This is a genomic window from Rhodobacter sp. CZR27, assembly GCF_002407205.1.
Classification (GTDB): Bacteria; Pseudomonadota; Alphaproteobacteria; order Rhodobacterales; family Rhodobacteraceae; genus Cereibacter_A.
Window position 1 is genome coordinate 3,190,600 of record NZ_CP023548.1, and the last position, 21,378, is coordinate 3,211,977.

Sequence of the window (21,378 nt, forward strand, 5' to 3'; positions counted from 1 at the left end):
CCTGATACCATAGGGGCAACCACCAGAAAAGTCCGAAGATTGGGTCCAGGTCAATCAATCACCCGGCTTATTTTCAGCTTGCCGAGCTTCTGATCGAAAGTCTGGCGACTTTGCCGGACGAATCCCGCATTCTCGACCCAATATTCGTTAGTGAACTGCCCCGTAGAGCCTTCACAATGCTCCAAGACGTGCCGGGTGGCATAGTTGCGCTGAACGATAGTGATCGTTTTCATCCCATCCGTTGCGAGAGTGCAACGGAATTCCGTCCGGACCGTCTGGTCCTGCCCGTCGATCTGGTAGTGGACGCGGCGATGGGTGCCGCTGGCGGATGCGATCTGCGCCGCCGACGGAGCTTCCACCGACATGAGGTCCGCCCCCAGCCCGCGAGTCGCCAGCAGGATGCCGTCGCGCATCGCGATCGTGCGGTCGTCGGTCGAGGACCAGGTCTCGACCGTTCCGTTCCTCTGGAACGGCACCATGAGCGCCCAGGCGCCTGTCGCCTCGACCGTCACGACCGACAGCGGCGAGGTCACCCGCGCCAGCTTCGCCCGCGTCAGGGTCGATCCGTCCTGCTTCTTCGCGTCGTCCTTGCCGCCGATCGATCCGATCGCCTGCTTGATGAAGGTCGCACGCCCGTTGGTGTCCTCTTCCGAGCCGCAGCCGGCAAGCAGCACGCAGATGGCGAGAAGGCTGGCCCCGATCCCGTGCCGCATCACTTCCAGAATCTCCCCCATTGGTCGTCGAGTTCCTGCGTGTGGTAGTGGCGCACGCTCTCGTAGAGCCGGCCGTCCACGCGCAGCATCGCGCCGCCGTCGCGCGTCACCGGACGTATCGTGTAGGCTGCCGTCTCGCGTGTCGGCTGGCCCAGAAGCACCGTCAGCGGGATCTGGAGCCGGATCCCCTTGTCGAAGGATCCCTCGCCGAACTCCTCTGACGAGACATCGGTCAGGGTGGCGAAGGCGCCGACCTTCCAGCCGTTCTCGAACTCCCGGTCGATCGATAAGGTCGCGCCGTAGTCGCCGGCAAGGTAGCGGCCCACGTCGACCTGGCCGAGGAACTGGTTGCCGAAGTCGTAGTAGACCGAGGCATGGCCGGTCACAACGTCATAGGCGTCCTCGCCCGACAGGAAGCCGAACCCCTGTTCGTATTCGCGCTTCTTGGCATAGTTGATCTCGGCCCCCAGCGCGAGGCGGCTGTTCACCGGCTTCCAGAGCATCTCGGCCGAGGCGCCGCCATACATCCGCTCGAGGTAGCCGACCGTCACCCGGCTGTAGAGATCGGTTCCCGGCCGCGCATACCAGGCGGCGGTCAGGTTATCGAGGGTCGCGCTGTCGGTCTCGCTGTAGAGCGAGAAGTCCGAACGCACATGCGGCAGCACCGAGGTGGATTCCTCGCCATCCTCGATGTTGCCGAGCAGCTTCTGGCTGACCGAACCCGACAGGATGAAGCCGGGTGCAACCTCGTACTGGCTGCGCAGGCGCAGGCCGACATCCGCCCGCACCGGCTGTTCGGGATCGAAGAGGCTGGTCCGGACGAAGGGCCCGAAGGACCAGCCGAACCGCGGATAGCGCTTCGGATCGAACGCCAGACCCTCGATCGGAGCGCCTGCCTCGCCGATCAGCGTGCGGTCCCGGATCGCCTCGGCGGCACCCGGCGCGAATTCCAGCCGCTCCAGATCCGACCGGCGCAGCGTGACCTTCGACAGCGGCGTGCCGTTCACGACGGGCACGATCTCGAAGGTCTCGACCGAGGCCGGCAGCGCATAGGCCATCACGCGGGCGGTGCGCCCGACGGCCTGTGCCTCGGCATCGTAGCGGATGTTGCGGATGCGGATCTGGGCCGTCGTGGCGGTGCTGCCGAAGGCCTCGATCAGGATGCCGTCCTGGTCGAGCTGCTTCTGCATGTTGTTGCGCAGCAGCCCGTTGGCATCCGCCTGCGTCACCCATTCCTTCGACCAGGCGTCCGGATCGGCCGCGGGCGAGGGCCGCGGGCGCACCGGCGTCGGCGCGCTGTCCACGAGCCCGGTGGTCGCGCGGTCGTCCGGGTTCATGACGAAGTGAAGGCCCAGGCCCAGCTCGCTGCCATACATGTAGTAGGCGCCAACCCGGACGCCGGGCGAAACCTCGTATTCCGCGCCGAAGTTGAACGGGCTCTTCCGCTCGAAGATGTTCCGGTTCCCGGCCTCCTCGACATAGTCGTCGGAGGAATATTCCACCTTGAGGCTCAGCCGGTCGTTGGGCTGCCACTCGATGCCCGCAAAACCGGCCATGTCGCCGCGGAACCACTGGTCCGCGTTGATGTTGCCGCCCTCGTCCTCGCTGGGTTCGAACTCGGGCCGATCCCCGAAGCCGCCGAAGCTGCCATAGCTGCCCAGCCGGCCCCAGCCGAGGCCCGCGGTCACCTTCAGGTTCGGCATGAGGTGCTTGGTCGCCGCGATGTATTCGGCGCTCAGGATACCTGTCCCGATGAAGTCCTGCAGGCCAACGGTCACCGACGGCATGTAGCGGCCTTCCTCGAAGGCCTGGAACCGCAGGTCGAAGCTGCGGTCGTAGTAGGTGTCGAAGGAATCCACCCCGACCCGGTCGGTTTCGGGAATGGTCTCGTTCCAGCTGCCGACCCCGGTATAGCGGAAGCTGGCCGACACCCGGGGCAAGACCTGGAAGGTCAGGGTCGTGCGGTTGATCCCGGCAAAACTGGACAGGCTGGTGTTGAACAGGGCATCCGGCTGCGCCTCGCCCGAGGGCATGTCCATCAGGCCGGTGGTTCCATAGAAGTTCAGCGTCGGCCGCGTCTCGGACAGCGCGGGGGCCGTCGCCACCAAGGCGGCGCAGGACACACCGGCAAGTAGGCCGCGCCGGGACGCGGGGGAAGGCATCGCCATGGTCACCTCGTTCGTTGCCCGCACTCTAGGCAGGCGCACCACCATGAACAATGCCCTTCGAACGCCGCACCGGCAGAGCTTTGCCGGCTATCGCTTCGCGGCCACGGTTTCCGGCGGATGGTAGCCCTCGACCCACGAGAGGATGACGCGGCGCGCCGCCTGCGCGTCGCCGGTCGCCATCGCGCTGCGCAGCGCCCGCAGCGCCGTCGCCATCTCGAGTTCGGACAGGCTGTCCTCCTGCGCGCGCAGGATCTTGGAATGCGGCGTGGTCAGCAGGCCCTCGCCGATCAGAAGCTCCTCATGCAGCTTCTCGCCGGGGCGCAGGCCCGTCACCACGATCTCGATGTCGCCCGAAGGGTTGTGCGCATCGCGCACCGACTTGCCCGCGGCCTCGATCATCTGCACCGCAAGGTCGCGGATCTTCACCGGCTTGCCCATGTCCAGCACGAACACGTCGCCCCCCCGGCTTTCGCCCTGATGGGCGAATGAACCGGCAAGCAGGACGAGGCGCGCGGCCTCGGAGATGGTCATGAAGAAGCGGGTGACGTCCTCGTGGGTCAAGGTCACCGGACCGCCCGCGGCGATCTGCTCCTTGAAGAGCGGGATGACCGAGCCCGAGGACCCCAGCACGTTGCCGAACCGCACCATGGAGAAGATCGTGCCGCGCGACCGCTTCGCCAGATCCTGGATCACCAGTTCCGCAAGCCGCTTCGAGGCGCCCATGACGTTCGTCGGCCGCACCGCCTTGTCCGTCGAGACGAGTATGAAGCGCGCGACGCCCGCCTCGTGTGCGGCGTCGGCCAGCGTGCGGGTGCCGAGCACGTTGTTGGCCAGCCCCGCGATCGGGTTCGACTCGACCAGCGGGACATGCTTGTAGGCCGCGGCATGGAACACGATCTCGACATCGTATTCCGTCATCACCATCCGGGACATGCGCGCGTCCGTGACCGACCCCAGCACCGGGACGATCTCGACGCCGGTTCCTTCGGCCATGGCGCGCAACTCGCGGTCGATGTTGTAAAGCGCGATCTCGCTGATCTCGAACATCACGATCCGCTTCGGACGGATCAGCAGGAGCTGGCGGCACAGTTCGGACCCGACCGAGCCGCCGGCACCCGACACCAGCACCGAGCGTCCGACATAGGTGTCGGCACCCTGCGGCAGCGCATCCTCGATCTGCTGGCGGCCAAGGAAGCGGCCGAACGTGAAGGGAGAAAGGTTGTCCACCAGCTTCTCCTCGCCCACGAGCTGGGCGAAGGAGGGCACGGTATGGACGTCCACGCCGATGACCTGCAGCCGCTGGTCGATCCGCGCCAGACGGGCCGGCGACTCCGAAGGCATGGCCAGCAGCACGCGGGTCACGTCCCGCTCGCGCACCAGCCGCTCGATCCGGTCCGAGGGATGGACGCGCAGGCCCGCGATCACCATGCCCTGCAGGGCGGGATTGTCGTCCACGAAGGCGATGGGCCGGATCGTTCCGCGCGACCGCAGCGCCGCCGCAAGCTGCATTCCGGTGTTCCCCGCGCCATAGATCAGCACGCGGCAGCCCTTCTGGTCGATCTGGAGAACCCAGAGCAGCGCGTGCAGCATCGCCATCCGCGCCGCCACCGACAGGATGAAGAACAGCAGGCCGAACAGGATGGCCCCCGCCGCCGGGACGTCGATGCCGGCGACCGTGGCGACAAGCGCCAGACCCATCGTCAGGATCGAGGCGAAGGCGGCCGTCTTCAGGATGGCCACCGATTCATAGGCGTTCAGCTTGATCCGCGGCATCCCGAGGATCAGCGACACGGCACAGGCAAGCAGAGCGGCCGCCGGTGGCAGCATCCATTCGAGCCCCGAGCCTGCGCCCGCGCTGCGGATGAACAGGCCCGTGACGAACAGTGCCAGAGGCGCCACACAGACATCCGACAGAAGAAGGAGTCCGCGCTTCTGGCCCCTCGTCAGACGATCGACGAGCTGGAAAAGGAATTTTCTCACGTGGACGCCCTGCCTCTTCGCGGTCTCATTGGATTTCGCCCGTCCGTCGAACACCTGCCCGACACTTCTCTGCCCGAGAAAAAGCCTGAAATCGAATGCGTCAAACCTAGACGACGCGACGAATCACCACAAGCGCGGGCCGCGTGTCAGGGCTTCGCAGATGCGGAAGATTGCTTATTTCGCAACAGTAGCACCCGCCGAATGGTCTGCTGCATCAGCATCAGGTCCATGCAAAGGCTGCGTCGGCGCTGGTAGATGAGGTCGAGCCTCGCCTTTCGAGGTATGCAGCGCCGACTGTAGACCGCGTCGGTTTCCTCGGGCGAGCGGCAGCGCGACAGCAGGCGCTCCTCATGGCGATGGAAATGGAGACTCGCGAGGCCGGTGATGCCGGGGCGGCTTTCAAGGACCCGGGCATAAAGCGCGGGGAACCGTTCGACATAAAGCCGAAGCGGCGGCCGCGGACCCACGAAGCTCATGTCGCCCTTCAGCACGTTCCAGAGTTGCGGCACCTCGTCGAGCCGGCTGCGGCGCAGAAGGCGGCCGGTGCGCGTTACCCGGTCCTGCTTGTCGCCCCCCGACACCCCAGCGTTCTGCGCTGCGGGTCGCATGGTGCGAAGCTTCCACAGGTCGAAGGGCTGGCCCGGCGCCTTCATCCGCTCGGCGACGTAGAACAGCGGGCGACCCTCGACCGCGAGGAGCACCACAAGCAGCACGGCAAAGGGAACGGCCAGCAGAAGCATCAGCAGCAGGGCAAGGGTCACATCCAGAACACGCTTCGCGGGACTCATGACAGGGTTCTCCATTCGGCCACCAGCGTTGCGGGCCGTGCCGCATCGGCCGGCAACGGGCACAGCGCCTGCAGGCGCTCCAGCCCGAGCGCCACGCGCGGGATTACCCCCTCGCGCCGCGGACCCCAGCGCCAGGCAAGACCCGCGGCGTCGAGCAGGTCGGCCATGTCCACGGCGGGCGGCGCGCCCAGATTCAGCACCCGCGGAAGCTCCGTGCCCTGCGCCGCCAGCCACACCAGCCGCTCCAGAACGCGGGCGAGCGTGAGGGGGCCGATGTAGGTGCGGACCGGGCCGCCGCCGCCGGGCACGGGATCGAGGATCACCGGCTGGTCCGGCGGGCGCACCGTGCCCAGCAGCGCATCCGCCCCCGCGACATTTCCAAGCCGCAGCAGCGTCAGGCCCGGCCGCGCGGTTTCGGCCCAGCCCAGCGCCGCGCGCTCCATCGCGAGCTTCGCCTGACCGTAGGGATGGTCGGGCGCAGGCCCGTCCGTTTCCAGCAGGTCGCAAGTTCGGGCCGAGCCATAGACCGCGCCGGACGACAGCAGGAAGACATGGCGCGCACCGGCGGCTTCGGCGGCATGGCAGCCGGCCAGCCCGAGCGGCACGTTGTCGGAAAGCCGGCCTGTGCGGTCCGTCACCCCGGCCAGGTTCAGCACCACGTCGGCCCGGCCGCCGGGGAAGGGCTCCACCAGCATGTCCCACGGCACCCCCACGTTGCGACCGTGCCAGAGGGGAACCAGATCCTCCGGCGGGGTCTCCCAGGCGCGGCGCAGGAAGCGGCCGATCCGCCCGGTCGAGCCCAGGACCAGAAGCCGGGTGGCCATTCAGTCCTCCTGCTCGAACCGGGTGCGCATCTCGCGCAGCACGGGCAGGACGGAACGGACCCGCTCGGCGCCCAGCGCCTCGACCACCTCGGCGATCAGCGGTGCGATGGCCTCGACGGCGGCATCCCGGGCCTTCCGCCCGGAGGGGCTGATCGAGACGAACTTGCGCCGGGCGTCATCCCAGTCGGGCCGGATATGGACATGACCAGCCCATTCGAGCTTCGCCAGCGTGTTGGTCATCGCCCCGCGCGTGACATGGAACGCTCGCGCCAGCTGCGCCGGCGTCCGCTCCTCGGCGGCGCGGGCGAGGTGGTTCAGCACGCCGAAATGCGACAGCTCCATCCCCTTCGGCAGCACCTTCGACAGCCGGTTGCGCGCCAGCTGGTCGGCCATGAACAGCTCGCCGAACAGCGCCACCGCGAGTTCCTCGTTGCGCTCCGCCATCAGGGACCTTCGAAGGGGCGGTCATGGCCCAGCGAGGGCACACGGTGCCGGGCCCGCGCCACCTGCGACAGGTCGAGATCGACCAGCGTCACGCCCGTCTCGGTTCCGGCATCGGCCAGCACCTCGCCCCAGGGCGCAACGGCAAGGCTGTGGCCGTGGGTGCGGCGCCCCTTGCCATGCACCTCGGCATGAAAGCCGGTCTGCGCCGGGGCGAGGACGATGCAGCCGGTCTCGATCGCGCGGGCGCGCAGCAGCACTTCCCAATGGGCGGCACCGGTCAGGTGGTTGAAGGCCGCCGGCACCGTCAGGATCTCGGCCCCTGCCTGCGCGAGGCGGCGGTAGAGATGCGGGAACCGCAGGTCGTAGCACACCGTCATGCCGATCCGGCCGAAGGGCGTGTCGGCCAGGACGGCCCGCGCACCGGGCCTGTAGGCCGCGGATTCGCGATAGACCTCGGTCTCGGACACGTTCACGTCGAACATGTGGATCTTGTCGTAGCGCGCCACGATCGCGCCATCCGGCCCGATCAGGAAGCTGCGGTTGGCGAAGCGGCCGTCGCCGTCATGCGTCAGCAGCCCCAGCGAGCCGACCAGCAGCCACACCCCCGATCGCGCCGCCTGATCGCGCAGGGCTGCCAGGGTGGCATCCTCCTCCTCGTGGCGGAAGATGCGCCGCTGATGCTCGCGGCTCGAGGACAGGCAGCCCGTGCATTCCGGTGTCAGGACGAAGCCGGCGCCCGCCTCGGCCGCCGCGCGGATGTGGCCGAGCGTGGCGGGCAAGTTGGCCTCGGGGTCGTCCGTCACCGAAAGCTGCACGAGGGCCGCGCGCATCGTCCCTCAGTCCGCCAGCAGCGGATCGAGCTTGCCGGCATCGTCCAGCTCGTGAAGGTCGTCGCAGCCGCCGACGTGGTGCTCGCCGATGAAGATCTGGGGAACGGTCCGGCGGCCCCCTGCGCGCGCGGTCATCCGGTTGCGCAACGAGGGGTCGGCACTGACGTCGATCTCGGCGAAGGGGACGCCCTTGCGGCGCAGCAGGGCCTTGGCTGCCTGGCAGTAGCCGCAGGTCGGCGTGGTGTAGATTTCGACGGGCTTCATGTCTTTCCCTTCCGGTCAGTGCGACTATAGGGATTTAGGCATCCTTCGCAACGCGTGCCAGCACCGCGACAGACACCGTCCCCGCGCCCGCCGAAAGGCAGGCTTCGGTCGCGGCAGCCAACGTCGCGCCCGAGGTCATCACATCATCGACCAGAAGAACCTCGCGCCCGCGCAGATGCGCCCCTCGCGTCGGATGGGGCAGGACGGCCCCGGTCATGTTGTCGAAGCGCCCCTCGCGCGTGCGGCCGCCCTGGGTATGGGTATTGCGGGGCCGGACCAGCGCATCGGGACAATGATCAAGGCCCGCCTGCCGGGCGAGGGCCTCCGACAGCAGCGCCGACTGGTTGCATCGCCGCTGCACGAGCCGCGTCCAGTGCAGCGGCACCGGCACCACCAGCATTCCCGGCGTCAGGATCGGCCGGACCGCCTTCAGGATCCAGCCCGCCGCGGGCGTGGCCAGATCCAGCCGGTCGCCGTGCTTCAGCGCCAGCACGAGCTTGCGCCCGTTGTCGCGGTAAAGCATCGCCGAGCGGCCATGCGCCCACGGCCGCTCGAGCTGCAGGCAGTCATCGCAATGGACCGGATGACCGGGATCCTCCCCCGGCAGCGGCGTCCCGCAGAGATCGCAGACAAGGCCCGCGATGAACGGCGTGTCGCGCCAGCACGGGCCGCAAAGGCCGAAGTCCGTCGTCACCAGCGTGTCGCACAGCAGGCATTGCGGCGGATAAAGCAGGCGGAGCACGGCTTGCAATCCCATGGGACCCCCCTTACCTGCGGCACCGGAGGCCCCATGACCCCCCTTCTGACCGACCGCACCGCCCTTGCCCGCAACCGTGCCCGCGCCCTGCGCGACCCGGCGCTGTTCCTGCAGGAGGAAGCCGCCGCCGAAGTCGAGGAGAGACTGAGCGAGGTTAACAGAAGGTTTACGGCACCCGCCGTGGTGACGGCTTTTCCGCAGGTCTGGCAGCCCCGCCTGCCCGGGGCGCGGATCGTGCCGGACGACGACGCGCTGGAGCTGGAGCCGGCAGCGCATGATCTCGTGATCCACGCCATGGCGCTGCACTGGGCCAACGATCCGGTGGGCCAGCTTGTCCAGTGCCGTCGGGCGCTGAGACCGGACGGGCTTTTCCTTGGCCTGCTCCTGGGCGGGCGCACGCTTTCGGAACTGCGGGTGGCACTGGCGGGCGCCGAGGCCGCCGTGACGGGCGGCCTGTCGCCCCGCGTCCTGCCGATGGCCGAGATCCGCGACCTCGGCGGCCTGCTGCAGCGGGCCGGCTTTGCCCTGCCGGTCGCGGACTCGCTCATGCGCGAGGTGCGCTATCGCGACACCCTGCACCTGATGCGCGACCTGCGCGCGATGGGCGAAGGCAATGCGCTGGAGGCCCGCCTGCGCCGTCCGAGCCGTCGCGCGCTGTTCGCCGAGACCGAGGCCCGCTATCCGTCCCGCGCCGGCGACCGCATCTCGGCCACGTTCGAGATCATCTGCCTGACCGGCTGGAGCCCGCACGAGAGCCAGCAGAAGCCGCTTCGTCCCGGCTCGGCCGTCCAGAGCCTTGCCGAGGCGCTCGAGGCCGCACGGAAGGATGCCATCCCTAAGGGCGATGGTTGACCCCGGTCCAGATGCCTATATGTGTCTGACGACCGAAAGTCTGGAAGCGGAATGACGCCGATGTTGCAAGCAACGCCGCTGGAGGCACGTGCCCTTGGGGCCGAAGAGCCGATCCACCCCGGCGAGGGTCGGCTGGCGCATGCCCCGGCAGACCATCCGGACCTGCCGCAGCCCAAGATCGGCATCCTGCTGGCCAATCTCGGCACGCCGGACCATTACGACTACTGGTCGATGCGGCGCTACCTGAACGAGTTCCTGTCGGACAAGCGCGTGATCGACTATCCGGCGTGGAAGTGGCAGCCCCTGCTGCAGATCCTGATCCTGAGCAAGCGCCCCTTCAGCTCGGGCGCGAACTACAAGCTGATCTGGAACCACGAGAAGGGCGAAAGCCCGCTGATGACGATCACCCGCGACCAGACGGCAAGGATCGGCGCGGAAATGCGCGCCCGCTTCGGCAACCGCGTGATCGTCGAATTCTGCATGCGCTACGGCAACCCCTCGACCGAGCGCCGGGTGCGCGAACTGGTCGAGGCCGGCTGCGAGAAGATCCTGTTCTTCCCGCTCTATCCGCATTACGCCGGCGCGACCTCGGCCACGGCGAACGACCAGTTCTTCCGCGCCCTGATGAAGGTAAAGCGCCAGCCGGCCGTGCGCACCGTGCCGGAATACTACGAGCATCCGCTCTACATCGACGCGCTCGCGCAATCGGTGGAACGGGCCTATGCCGCGCTCGACCACAGGCCGGACGTGCTGGTCGCCTCGTATCACGGCATGCCCAAGCGCTACCTGATGGCGGGCGATCCTTATCACTGCCAGTGCGCCAAGACGTCGCGCCTGCTGCGCGCCCGGCTGGGCTGGGCCGAGGGCTCGATCGACACGACCTTCCAGTCGGTCTTCGGCCCCGAGGAGTGGCTGAAGCCCTATACCGTGGAGCATGTGGCGGAACTCGCGAAGGCCGGGAAGAAACGGATCGCGGTCATTGCCCCCGCGTTCTCAGCCGATTGCATCGAGACGCTGGAAGAGATCAACGGCGAGATCCGCGAGGCCTTCGAGGAAGCGGGCGGCGCGGAATTCACCTACATCCCCTGCCTGAACGACGACGAGGCACATATCCGCGCGCTGGCGGCGGTGATCGAAGACAACCTTGCAGGCTGGCTGACCCGGGCATGAAAAAAGGCGGCGGGCAAGCCCGCCGCCCGGGATCCTGCGATCCTGCGCCGATCAGTTCGCGGCGACCGCGGCGACCACGACGAGCAGCATCAGCGGAACCAGGATGCCGCCCGAGGAAGCGGTTTCCGCTTCCACGACGGCCGGCTCCATGACCGGCTCCGCCATGCCGCCGGCAAAAGCCGACGAAGCCGCGAGCGACAGGGCGGCGGCGAGAGCGAGTTTCTTCATGTTTCTTGACCTCCAGTATTCGCATCCGGCCGGATAATCTGAGGCAGCCGGATGACCCCAAGCATGCACCTCGTCAGGCTGAGTAACCAGCTTGTCCCGGGCAATGCAATCGGAGTGGGCAAAGTTCCCTTAACTGTTGCAGGCTTACGTCAAATCAGCAGCACCTGCGTGCCGACGTTGGTAAGCGGGAAAAGCTGCTGGATGTGCTCGTTGTAAAGCCCGATGCAACCGTTGGACGAGCGACGCCCGATCTTGCGCGTGTCATGCGTGCCGTGGATGCGGTAGTAGGTCCAGGACAGGTAGAGCGCGTGGGTCCCCAGCGGGTTGTCCGGCGCGCCACCGGGCACGAAGTCCGGCCATTCCGGGTTGCGCTCGCGCATCGAGGGAGTCGGACGCCACGGCGGCGCGACCACCTTCTGCACCACCTCGGTGCGGCCACGGCGGGTCAACTCGTCCGACAGCGGAACCGAGGTCGGGAACAGCAGGTAAGACGACTGGTCCTCGCTCCAGAAATGCAGGCAGCGCGAGGTGGTGTCGACCAGGATGGCGCCCTTGCGCAGGCTCGAGAAATACGGCTGCCAATCGAGCATCCGGAAGCTCGAGATGTTGTTGCGCACCGGCCCCGCGGGGGAGGTCGCGGCAGCAGGCACCGCCTCCTGCGCCAGCGCCGGCATCGCCAGCGCACCGAGGCCCACCGCCGCACACCCAAGCAGTGTCCGCCGATCGAGCTTCTTCGATTGATCCGCACCCATTCCGCTCGTCTCCTTGATCTTGGTCCCGGAAATTTCGGACCGCAGCAATCTATCGCCCCGCGCCAGTGGCGGCAATTCACTCCCGCGTCAACGAGGAAGTGGCCGCCCGAGATGCGTTTGAACAGTCCGCGGCCTTTCTGTTAAGAGGGCCGGAACGAACCTTGTGGGTGGACATCACATGAAGACTCTCTCCGCGCTCGCCCTTTGCGGCGTCATGGCTCTGTCGGCCTGCGCCTCCAAGACCTCCGTGGCCCTCGGTCCGGACGGCAAGCCGATGCCGCAAGTCTACCGCATCGCACCGGGGCAGGAGAGCGAGATCACCTACCGGTTGCTCGACTCGGTCAACACCCTGCGGCAGGCGAAGGGGGCGGCCCCGCTCCAGCTCAACTCGGAACTGACGGCGGCCGCCGCCACCCATGCGCGCGACATGTCCGTGCAGAACCGCCCCTGGCACTTCGGCTCGGACGGTTCGTCGCCGCTGGTCCGGGTGCAGCGTGCGGGCTACCAAGGCAAGCTTCTGGGCGAGCTGATTTCCGAGACCTACCAGACCGAGCTCGAGACGCTGGCGGCGTGGATGGAGCAGCGCGACACCCGCGACGTGGTGCTTGATCCCTCGGCCACCGACCTCGGCTTCGCCTGGTATCAGGAATCGCAGGGAAAGATCTGGTGGACAGTCGTCACCGGCTCGTCGATGGCGGCGGCCCAGCCGGTGCCCGTGGCATCCATGGCGGTCGCGGGTCTCTGACCCGCCATCTTGCCGGAAGCGATACGTCGGGGCGGGGGCGACCCCGCCCGTTGCGTCAGGGCAGGATGTAGATCGGCGTGCCGACGCGGACCATCGAGTAGACTTCCTCGACCTCCTCGTCCGAGACCGCGATGCAGCCTGCCGTCCAGTCGCGCTTGTTCGGCCCGCGATACTTGCCACGACCATGGATGAAGATGTCGCCACCGGGCTCCTTCCCCTGCAGGAAGGCCATCTTCTGGTCCGAGGTATTGGGATAGGAGATGCCGAGCGAGAGGTGGTAGTTCGACCGCGGGTTCTGCCGGTTGATGAAGTAGACCCCCTCGGGCGTGCGGCCGTCGCCTTCGTACTGCTTGTGCCCGGTCGGCCTGAAGCCGAGCCCGATGTCATACTGGCGCAGCACGTGCGAGCCGCTCAGCAGATACATCTTGCGGTCCGCCTTGTGGACCTGGACGCTGGTGACGGGAGGCCCGTCGTAGCGACGGATCTTGGGATCGCCGCCGCAGCCGGCGAGGGCGAGCGCAAGGACGATCAGGGTGATTTTCAGGAACTGCATGGAGGTCACTGCCCGCTTTGTCTTTTTTCTTCGGAAATACCGAAAATCCGCCGTTCTCGCCAGCATTCTTTGGCGAAGGCGGTTAATTTGACGTTGAGAGTCACCTGCCGGACGCATCCGGCGCGGGTCAGGCGGGCAGACTCAACCGCGCGGCGAGCTCCACATGGGCAGACCAGCGGAACTGGTCCACCACCTGCACCCAGTCGAGTCGGTAGCCGGCACGGACCAGCATGGCCGAGTCGCGGGCAAAGGTGACGGGGTTGCAGGAGACGAAGGCGATGACGGGCACCCGGGCGCGCGCCAGCGCCGCCGTCTGCGCCTCGGCCCCGGCGCGGGGCGGGTCGATCACCACCGCATCGCACTTGCGCAACTCGTCGGGCTCCAGCGGGCGGCGGAACAGGTCGCGCGTCTCGACCGTCACGCGCTTCAACCCCGCCGCCTGCCGCCAACCCCGGTCGAGCGCCGCGGTCATGGCTGCGTCGCCCTCGACCGCATGAACCTCCGCCCGCTGCGCCAGGGGCAGGGCAAAGGTGCCGACGCCCGCGAAAAGGTCGGTCACCATTCGCGCTTCGCCAATGGCATCGACCACCGCAGCCAGCAGCGCCGCCTCGCCCTCGGCCGTCGCCTGCAGGAAGGCGCCGGGTGGCGGCACGACGCGCGCCGGCCCGAAGGCCTGCGCGGGCGGCACGCGAAGCGCCACCGTCTCGCCCTGCCATGTGAGCCGCGAAAGCCCATGGCGTTCCGCCACCTGCGCGAGCGCCCCCCTCAGCGCCGCATCGAGCGGCTTGCCGCCGCTGACCGAGACATCCGGGCCGCCGAGGCTGCGCGTCACCGTCAGCGCCAGTTCGGCCGACCGGGACCCGCCCGTCACCACCAGCGCCTCCAGCGCCGGTATGGCTGCCATCAGGTCCGGATGCAGCAGCCTGCAATCCGGCACCCCGACGATCAGATCGGAGTGGCGCGCGTGGAAGCCCACCAGCGCCCCGCCCTTGGTGCGCCGACCCGAGAGCGTGGCCCGCCGGCGCGAGGCGGGCGGAGAGACGGCGATCGACCGGAACGGCGCCTCGAGCCCCTGGCCGGCCAGCGCCGAACGGACGACCTCCTGCTTCCAGTCCGCCATGAAGCTGTCCGAAGCATGCTGCAGCAGGCAGCCGCCACAGGTCCGTGCGTGCGGACAGGGCGGACGCACCCGGTCAGGCGAGGGCGTGAGGATCTTCGGCGCGACCATCCGGCCACCCGCCACCTCACCCTCGACCACCTCGCCCGGGAGGGCGCCGCTGACGAAGATCCCGCCGCCCAGCGCATCGCCCAGGTGGCCCAGCCTCTCGATGGTCACGATCACTCGGCGGCCTCTTCCTCGCAGGTCATGAAGCCGCCGCTTTGCCGGTTCCAGTAGCGCGCGTAAAGCCCGTTCCGCGCCAGAAGCGTCTCGTGGGTGCCTTCCTCGACCAGTTCGCCGCGATCCAGCACGATGATCCGGTCCATCGCCGCGATGGTCGAGAGGCGGTGAGCGATGGCGAGCACGGTCTTGCCCTCCATCACCCGGCCCAGCGCCTCCTGGATCGAGGCCTCGACCTCGCTGTCGAGCGCCGAGGTGGCCTCGTCCAGCACGAGGATCGGCGCGTCCTTCAGGAAGGCGCGGGCCAGCGCGATCCGCTGCCGCTGCCCGCCCGAAAGCTTCACGCCCCGCTCGCCGAGGAAGGCATCGTAGCCGTGCCGTCCGGAATGATCCGCCATCGCCGCGATGAACTCGTCAGCCTCGGCCGCACGGGCGGCGGCGACCATCTCGTCCTCCGAGGCATCCGGGCGGCCATACATGATGTTGTCGCGGGCCGAGCGGTTGAACATCGCCGTCTCCTGCGTGACCATTGCGATCTGGCGGCGCAGGCTTTCCTGCGTGACGCCGCGCACGTCCTGCCCGTCGATCAGCACCCGGCCCTCCTCGGGGTCGTAGAGGCGCAGCAGAAGCGAGACCAGCGTGGACTTCCCCGCCCCCGAGGCCCCGACGATGCCGAGCTTCTCGCCCGGCCGGACCGTCAGGTCGAGTGCACGGATGCCGCCGGTCTGGCGGCCATAGGCGAAGCTCACCGCCTCGAAGCGGATCTCGCCCCGGACGCGCGGCAGATCCACGGCGCCGTTCCGGTCCGGCAGTTCATGGGGGACGGACAGGGTGCGCATCCCGTCCTCGACCTCGCCGATCGAGGTATAGATCGACATCAGCGTGAAGCTGACCCAGCCCGACATCTGCGAGATCCGCGTGGCGATGGCGCCCGCCGCCGCAATGGAGCCGGCAGTGGCCGCGCCTTGCTGCCACAGGACCAGCGTGCCGCCGATCAGAAGCACCGGCAGCACGCCCGACAGCGCCATGAGCGCGAAGCGGAACCAGGTCGAGATCACGCCGAACTCCAGCGACCGGTCGCGGAACGTCTCCATCGCGCGCAGCGCCACGCGGTCCTCGAAGGCGGCATGGGCGAAAAGCTTGACCGTCTTGATGTTGGTGATCGTGTCCACCACCTGTCCCGAGACCATGGCCCGGGCCGCGGCGCGTGCGGCCGAGTTCTCGCGCACCTTGGGCAGGTAGAAGCGGATCAGCGCCATGTAGGCCAGCAGCCACAGGCCCAGCGCGGCGGCGATCCGCCAGTCCACCGACAGGAGGTAGAGCGCGGACGCCACGACCGAGGCCAGCGCGAAGGCCACAGTGTTGATGATCTCGGTCACCGCATCGGTGACGGCCCGCGCGGCCTGCATCTGCTTCTGCGCGATGCGGCCGGCGAAGTCGTTGTCGAAGAAGGTGACCGCCTGCCCCAATGTCCAGCGGTGCAGCCGGCTGAGCACCAGCGGCAGCACGTTCGGCCCGATGACGATGGAGTTCGCGGCCGAGGACAGCCCGAACGACAGCGGCCGCAGCACAAGGTAGAAGATCAGGAACAGCGAGAGCAGCCCCATATGATCGGTGAAGAACGCCGCAGGGTCCGAGGCGACGGCGGCATCGATCACCCAGCCGATGACCGCGGCCGAGACGACCTCGAACGTGCCCGAGAGCGCCGAAAGTGCGGCCGCCATCCAGAGCATCGGCCAGGAGCCCCGCAGGCACCAGCGCATGAAGGCGGCAAGCCGCTGCGGCGGCGGCCCCTCGGCCGGGCGGAAGGCGTCGATCAGGCTGCCGAGGCGCACCAGTCTCATTCCGCCGCATCCTCGGTGCCGATGAAGCCGCCGGACTGCCGTGTCCAGAACCGCGCATATAGCCCGTCACGCGCCAGAAGCTCGGCATGGCTGCCGGTCTCGGCCACGCGGCCTTCCTCCAGCACCACGATCCGGTCCATCGCGGCGATGGTCGACAGGCGGTGCGCGATGGCGATGACGGTCTTGCCCTCCATCACGCCGTAAAGCGTCTGCTGGATCGCCGCCTCGACCTCGCTGTCCAGTGCCGAGGTCGCCTCGTCGAGGATCAGGATCGGCGCGTTCTTCAGGATCACCCGCGCCAGCCCCACCCGCTGGCGCTGCCCGCCCGAAAGCTTCACCCCGCGCTCGCCGACATGTGCGTCATAGCCCCTGCGGCCCTCGGGGTCCTCGAGCGTCAGGATGAAGTCATGCGCCTCGGCGCGTTTCGCGGCCAGGATCATCTCGGCCTCGCTGGCCTCGGGCCGGCCGTAGAGGATGTTGTCGCGCACCGAGCGGTGCAGGAGGCTCGAATCCTGCTGGACCATGCCGATCACGCGGCGGAGCGAGTCCTGCGTGACCTCGGTCACGTCCTGCCCGTCGATCAGGATGCGCCCGCCCTCGGGGTCGTAGAAGCGCAGCATCAGCTTGACCAGCGTGGACTTCCCCGCGCCCGAGCGGCCGACGATGCCCACCTTCTCGCCCGGCCGGATCGCCAGCGAGATCCGGTCGAGTCCGCCCGATCCGCGGCCGTAGTGATGCGAGACCTCGCGGATCTCGATCCGGCCCTCGGTCAGGCGAAGCGGCTTGGCACCGGGCCGGTCGGTCAGCGCGATGGGCTGGGCGATGGTCTCCATCCCCTCGGCCACCACGCCCAGCGCCTGCACCAGCGAACTCGTCGCCCACATGATCCAGTAGGTCATGTTGTTCAGCCGCAGCACCAGCGCGGTGGAGGCGGCGACGATGCCCACGCTTGCCTGCCCCTGATACCAGAGCAGGATCGCCCAGCCGGTGACCGAGGTGATGAGCGCGCCGTTCAGCAGCGTCAGCGCCACGTCCATCCGGGTGATGATCCGCATCTCCTTCTGGAAGGTGGTGCGGGCGGTCTCGATCGCCTCGCGCGCATAGTTCAGTTCGCGGTCGTGATGGGCGAACAGCTTCACCGCATGGATGTTGGTATAGGCATCGACTACCCGCCCGGTGACGGCCGACCGCGCGTCCGACGAAGCTTTCGACGCCGGACCCGCATGGCGGATCGTCCAGCGCATGAGCAGGATGTAGAGCGCGAGCCACGCCAGCAGCGGCAGCGTCAGGCGCGGATCGGCATCGGCCAGCACCGCCACCGCGCCGATCACCGTGGTGATCGCGAAGGCCCCCGCATCGAAGGTCTGGAATACCGCATCGCCCGCCGCGGGCGGGGTCTGCATGATGCGGTTGGCGATCCGGCCGGCGAAGTCGCTCTCGAACCAGCCGACCGGCTGGCGCAGGACGTGGTGGTGCGCCCGCCACCGGATCAGCGTGCCGAAGTTCGGCAGGATCGTGTTGTGCAGAAGCGCCACGTCCAGCCCCGCCACCAGCGGGCGCAGGATCAGGATGCCGGCGCCCACGGCGAGGATCTCCCACCCGTGGCTGTCCCACACGGCCTGCGGCGAGCCTTCGGCCAGCACATCCACCAGTCGGCCGACATACCAGATCAGCAGCACCTCGACCGAGGCATTGAGAACCGACATCAGGCCGGTGATCGCGAAGACCTTGCGGAACGGCCGGACAAAACCCTTCAGGAACGGCCAGAGCCGCCGCGGGGGCGTGTCGCTCTGCTCCCATGGCGCGTAGGGATCGACCAGATTCTCGAAGAAGCGGAACATCGGAGGGCCTCGTCAGTGCCGCCCAGATATAGCCTGCCCGCCTGCAAAGGAAATGCGGGGAATGTCAGCCCAGCAGCGCGTCCCGTGTCAGCTGGAAGTCCGAGGCGATCCAACGCTCTTCCAGTTCGCGCAGCCGCGCCCCCAGCGCAGGCCCTTCGAGCTCGGGCATCAGGTCCGCCGCGCGCAGCGGGAAGCGCGCCGCGGCCCCGCGGGCCAGCGCCTCCTCCCAGCCCGAGGGCGGCGGAGCCTCCAGCAGCGCGGCACGGACGAGAACCGCGCCGGCCCCCAGCCGGCACCCCAGCCGGTAGCCGAGTTCCGCGGGCGAAGCCCCCGCCACAGCAGCGCTCCGCAGCTTCGCAAGCGCCAGCGTATCCGCGCGCGACAGCCGCAGACGCTCGGCCGCTTCTTCACCGCCAAGACTGGCAAGCCGGCAAAGCCAGTCGGGCGCGCGGCCATCCTCCAGATGCACCAGAACCGGCAGGGCGCGGGGGTCGGCACCGGGCAGGACGTGGCGCAGCACGCCCGCATGATCCATTGCGGCCACCGCCGGCGCCGGATCGGCCGCCGACAGCAGCTTGCGCATCTCGGCCCCCACCCGCTCGCGTGAGAGCTGCTCGATCCCGTCGGCCAGCGCGGCACAGGCCGCGAGACCCTCGGCGTCCAATCCGCCGCTCGGATCGCCATAGATCGCGTGGAACCGGAAGAAGCGCAGGATGCGCAGGTAATCCTCGCGGATCCGCTGGCTCGCGTCGCCCACGAACCGCACCCGGCGCGCGATCAGGTCGGGCAGCCCGCCGAGCGGGTCGATCACCTCGCCCGAGGGCTCGGCATAAAGCGCGTTCATGGTGAAGTCGCGCCGCGCCGCATCCTCGGCCACGTCCTCGGAGAAGGCGATGGTGGCGTGACGGCCGAAGGTCTCGACATCCCGGCGGAAGGTGGTGACCTCGTGCGGGACGCCCTCGGCGATCACCGTGACCGTGCCGTGGTCAACGCCGGTGGGCACGACACGGAAGCCGGCCGCCTCGGCCAGCGCGTTGACCGTCTCGGGCCGGGCGTCGGTGGACAGGTCGATGTCCGCGACCGGCACGCCCAGCAGGGCATTGCGCACGCAACCGCCAACGAACAGCGCCCGGTAGCCAGCCCCGACGAGCGCGGCGCAGAACCGTTGCGTCGCGCCGTGGGTCAGCCAGTCGCCCGCGATCCTCATGCCTGCATCCGCTCCGCCAGCCCGCGCAGGATGCGGGCGGTTGCTCCCCATATGTAGTAGGGGCCGTAGGGCACGACGTAATACCTGCGCCAGCCGCCCCGCCAGAGGCGACGCTCCACGCGATAGCGCGACAGGTCCATCAGATGCGCCAGCGGCACGGTGAAGGCTTCCTCGACCTCGCCCTCCTCCGGAAGGGGAACGAAGTCGCCCCGAACCATGGCCAGCACCGGAACCACCGTGTAGCCGGTCACCGTCTCGTGCAGCGGCAGGCGGCCGAGCAGTTCCACCTGCGCCGAGGGCAGCCCGATCTCTTCCCGCGCCTCGCGCAGGGCGGCATGTTCGGGACTTTTGTCGCCGGCGTCGATCTTGCCGCCCGGAAACGCGATCTGGCCGGGATGATGGGCCAGATGCGAGGCGCGCTTGGTCAGGATCACCCGCGCCCCGCCCTCGCGCAGCCAGACCGGCACCAGCACGGCCGCCGCCCTGAGGCGGCGGTCGGGCGGCAGCACGATCTCGGGGTTCAGGTCATGGTCCGAGGAGGCGGCGCCGCCGCATTCCAGCGCGCGGCGCAGCCCCTCAGGCATCATGGCCCCGCGCTCCGGTGCCCAGCGTTGCCGGGTCGAACTCGTAATGCGCGCCGCAGAACTGGCAGTCCGCCGTCAGCAGGCCCTCGTCCGTCGTCATCTCGCCGATCTCCTCGGGCGAGTAGATCGAGAGCGATTCCCGCACCCGGTCGGCCGAGCACGAGCAGCCGAAGCGCAGTGGCTGGGCATCGAACACCCGCGGCGCCTCTTCGTGGAACAGGCGCACCAGCAGGTCGGTCGGCTGCACCGAGGGCCCGACCAGTTCCAGATCCTCGACCGTGTCGAGCAGCAGGTTGGCCCGCGTCCAGTTCTCGCCCTCCTCGCCGTCGAGGATGTCGTGATGCTGGAGCAGCCCGCCCTCGCCCGAGCCGCCCTCGCCCGCGACGCCCGGAGAGGCCTTCGGCATGTGCTGGAGCATCACGCCGCCGCCCCGCCAGTGGGTCGTTCCGTTCGAGGTGGACCGGCCGAAGGACAGCGCGAAACGGGTCGGAAGCTGCTCGGACTGCGCGAAATAGGTCTCGGCGCAGGAGGTGAGCGAGCCTCCGGCGATGGGCGTGATGCCCTGATAAGGCACCATCCCCTGCCCCTGATCGATCAGGATGGCAAAGTAGCCCTCGCCCAACTGGTCGAAGGCCGCGCCCTCCGGGTCGAACTGATCGGGCGCGAAATTGGCATAGGCGCGGATGCGCGCGGGCTGGCCGTCCTCGGACGGGCCATAGTAATCCGTCGCGATCATCTTGACCGCGCCGTTGCCGCGGATCTGCAGCGACAGCTTCCAGCGCAGCTTGATGGTCTGGCCGATCAGCGCCGTCAGAAGCGAGGCTTCGGCGACCAGCGCCTCGATCTGCGGCGGGTAGTCGTGTTTCGACAGCACCTCCTCGAGCACCCCGTCCAGCCGCGCGACGCGGCCGCGGATGTCCGAGCGGTCAAGCTGGAACGGCAGGACGGTATCGTCCCAGGCGATCTGTGAACCAATGGTCATGGGGTTTCCTTGAGGCACGAGCCTTGGCATACCGCCCCTATATAGGCAGGGCAACCGGGGGACCAAGGGCATGATCAGGCGGTATGGCGAGGCGGTGCAGGCGGGCCGGCGCTACCGGCGGCGGCCGGGGGTCTATGCGGTGCTGCTGAAGGGCAGCGAGATCCTGACGACCTTCCAGGAACAGCCGGTGCCCGAGTTCCAGCTTCCCGGCGGCGGGATCGACCCGGGCGAGCATCCGGTGACGGCGCTGCACCGCGAGGTGCGGGAGGAGACCGGCTGGAGGATCGGCGCGCTCCGCCAGATCGGCGCCTTCCGGCGGTTCACCTACATGCCCGAATACGACCTGTGGGCAGAGAAGCTCTGCACGATCTATGTCGCCCGGCCCGTCCGCCCGCTGGGTCCGCCCACCGAACCGGGTCATCATGCCGTCTGGCTCCCGGTCGAGGAGGCGCTGCTGCGGCTGGGCAATGCCGGCGACCGGGCGATGCTGGCGCAAGCGCTCCGCTGAGCACC

22 protein-coding genes are annotated in these 21,378 nt (G+C 68.5%); 4 read left to right on the plus strand and 18 right to left on the minus strand.

The annotated features are described in order from the left end of the window. Window positions 1-50 precede the first annotated feature (50 nt). The 9 genes from CK951_RS15460 to CK951_RS15500 form a co-directional block, all read right to left on the minus strand. Window positions 51-734, minus strand: coding sequence for a YjbF family lipoprotein (locus CK951_RS15460; RefSeq protein WP_096786968.1), 684 nt, complete (start codon window positions 732-734; stop codon window positions 51-53). After that, a complete protein-coding gene (locus CK951_RS15465) occupies window positions 713-2,881 on the minus strand; it encodes a YjbH domain-containing protein (RefSeq protein WP_096786969.1) in 2,169 nt (722 codons plus the stop codon). The genes CK951_RS15460 and CK951_RS15465 overlap by 22 nt, the downstream gene beginning before the upstream one ends. Before the next feature lie 87 nt (window positions 2,882-2,968). Beyond that, on the minus strand, window positions 2,969-4,861 hold the full coding sequence (locus tag CK951_RS15470) for a nucleoside-diphosphate sugar epimerase/dehydratase (protein ID WP_096787294.1): 1,893 nt from the start codon (window positions 4,859-4,861) through the stop codon (window positions 2,969-2,971). A 146-nt stretch (window positions 4,862-5,007) separates the two neighbouring features. Continuing rightward, window positions 5,008-5,649 (minus strand): sugar transferase, encoded by a 642-nt coding sequence (locus tag CK951_RS15475; protein ID WP_096786970.1) that lies wholly within the window; start codon window positions 5,647-5,649, stop codon window positions 5,008-5,010. Next, window positions 5,646-6,473 carry an NAD(P)-dependent oxidoreductase gene (locus CK951_RS15480; RefSeq protein WP_096786971.1) on the minus strand — a complete coding sequence of 276 codons (828 nt, stop codon included), beginning with the start codon at window positions 6,471-6,473 and terminating at the stop codon, window positions 5,646-5,648. The genes CK951_RS15475 and CK951_RS15480 overlap by 4 nt, the downstream gene beginning before the upstream one ends. Then, entirely contained in the window at window positions 6,474-6,917 is a 444-nt protein-coding gene (locus CK951_RS15485; protein ID WP_096786972.1) for a MarR family winged helix-turn-helix transcriptional regulator, read from the minus strand. Then, window positions 6,917-7,747, minus strand: coding sequence for a carbon-nitrogen hydrolase family protein (locus CK951_RS15490; protein ID WP_096786973.1), 831 nt, complete (start codon window positions 7,745-7,747; stop codon window positions 6,917-6,919). Before CK951_RS15490 ends, CK951_RS15485 begins: the two co-directional genes overlap by 1 nt. Before the next feature lie 6 nt (window positions 7,748-7,753). After that, complete coding sequence (grxC, locus tag CK951_RS15495) at window positions 7,754-8,011, minus strand: glutaredoxin 3 (RefSeq protein WP_096786974.1); 258 nt, start codon at window positions 8,009-8,011, stop codon at window positions 7,754-7,756. 34 nt (window positions 8,012-8,045) lie between these two features. Then, window positions 8,046-8,768 (minus strand): ComF family protein, encoded by a 723-nt coding sequence (locus CK951_RS15500; protein ID WP_096786975.1) that lies wholly within the window; start codon window positions 8,766-8,768, stop codon window positions 8,046-8,048. A 33-nt stretch (window positions 8,769-8,801) separates the two neighbouring features. Between CK951_RS15500 and CK951_RS15505 the strand changes: the two genes are divergently transcribed. Together CK951_RS15505 and hemH are read left to right on the plus strand one after the other, a co-directional pair. Then, on the plus strand, window positions 8,802-9,620 hold the full coding sequence (locus tag CK951_RS15505; protein ID WP_096786976.1) for a methyltransferase domain-containing protein: 819 nt from the start codon (window positions 8,802-8,804) through the stop codon (window positions 9,618-9,620). A 51-nt stretch (window positions 9,621-9,671) separates the two neighbouring features. Then, window positions 9,672-10,790, plus strand: a complete 1,119-nt coding sequence (hemH, locus tag CK951_RS15510) for a ferrochelatase (protein ID WP_096786977.1) — start codon at window positions 9,672-9,674, stop codon at window positions 10,788-10,790. A gap of 51 nt (window positions 10,791-10,841) precedes the next feature. On the opposite strand, the gene CK951_RS15515 is transcribed toward hemH, so the two are convergent. Further along, a complete protein-coding gene (locus CK951_RS15515) occupies window positions 10,842-11,018 on the minus strand; it encodes a hypothetical protein (protein ID WP_096786978.1) in 177 nt (58 codons plus the stop codon). Window positions 11,019-11,167: 149 nt separating this feature from the next. Further along, entirely contained in the window at window positions 11,168-11,770 is a 603-nt protein-coding gene (locus CK951_RS15520; RefSeq protein WP_096786979.1) for a L,D-transpeptidase, read from the minus strand. Window positions 11,771-11,948: 178 nt separating this feature from the next. Here CK951_RS15520 and CK951_RS15525 point away from each other — a divergent pair, with 178 nt between their 5' ends. Next, window positions 11,949-12,515 carry a CAP domain-containing protein gene (locus CK951_RS15525; RefSeq protein ID WP_096786980.1) on the plus strand — a complete coding sequence of 189 codons (567 nt, stop codon included), beginning with the start codon at window positions 11,949-11,951 and terminating at the stop codon, window positions 12,513-12,515. A 55-nt stretch (window positions 12,516-12,570) separates the two neighbouring features. Here the strand turns inward: CK951_RS15525 and CK951_RS15530 are convergent, their stop codons facing one another. The 7 genes from CK951_RS15530 to CK951_RS15560 all read right to left on the minus strand — a co-directional run bounded on the left by CK951_RS15530 (window position 12,571) and on the right by CK951_RS15560 (window position 20,865). Next, window positions 12,571-13,068 carry a murein L,D-transpeptidase family protein gene (locus CK951_RS15530; protein WP_096786981.1) on the minus strand — a complete coding sequence of 166 codons (498 nt, stop codon included), beginning with the start codon at window positions 13,066-13,068 and terminating at the stop codon, window positions 12,571-12,573. Window positions 13,069-13,195: 127 nt separating this feature from the next. Beyond that, entirely contained in the window at window positions 13,196-14,410 is a 1,215-nt protein-coding gene (locus tag CK951_RS15535) for a class I SAM-dependent RNA methyltransferase (RefSeq protein ID WP_096786982.1), read from the minus strand. Continuing rightward, a complete protein-coding gene (locus CK951_RS15540; protein WP_096786983.1) occupies window positions 14,407-16,251 on the minus strand; it encodes an ABC transporter ATP-binding protein in 1,845 nt (614 codons plus the stop codon). Before CK951_RS15540 ends, CK951_RS15535 begins: the two co-directional genes overlap by 4 nt. Next, window positions 16,248-18,092 (minus strand): ABC transporter ATP-binding protein, encoded by a 1,845-nt coding sequence (locus CK951_RS15545; RefSeq protein WP_096786984.1) that lies wholly within the window; start codon window positions 18,090-18,092, stop codon window positions 16,248-16,250. The genes CK951_RS15540 and CK951_RS15545 overlap by 4 nt, the downstream gene beginning before the upstream one ends. Window positions 18,093-18,156: 64 nt before the next feature. Further along, the gene (locus CK951_RS15550) at window positions 18,157-19,299 is read right to left on the minus strand and encodes a CCA tRNA nucleotidyltransferase (RefSeq protein WP_096786985.1); all 1,143 of its coding nucleotides are present in this window, start codon (window positions 19,297-19,299) and stop codon (window positions 18,157-18,159) included. Beyond that, entirely contained in the window at window positions 19,296-19,883 is a 588-nt protein-coding gene (locus CK951_RS15555) for a CoA pyrophosphatase (RefSeq protein WP_096787295.1), read from the minus strand. Before CK951_RS15555 ends, CK951_RS15550 begins: the two co-directional genes overlap by 4 nt. Continuing rightward, entirely contained in the window at window positions 19,876-20,865 is a 990-nt protein-coding gene (locus CK951_RS15560; RefSeq protein ID WP_096786986.1) for an Hsp33 family molecular chaperone HslO, read from the minus strand. Before CK951_RS15560 ends, CK951_RS15555 begins: the two co-directional genes overlap by 8 nt. A 70-nt stretch (window positions 20,866-20,935) precedes the next feature. Between CK951_RS15560 and CK951_RS15565 the strand changes: the two genes are divergently transcribed. After that, the gene (locus CK951_RS15565) at window positions 20,936-21,373 is read left to right on the plus strand and encodes an NUDIX hydrolase (protein ID WP_096786987.1); all 438 of its coding nucleotides are present in this window, start codon (window positions 20,936-20,938) and stop codon (window positions 21,371-21,373) included. Window positions 21,374-21,378 lie beyond the last annotated feature (5 nt).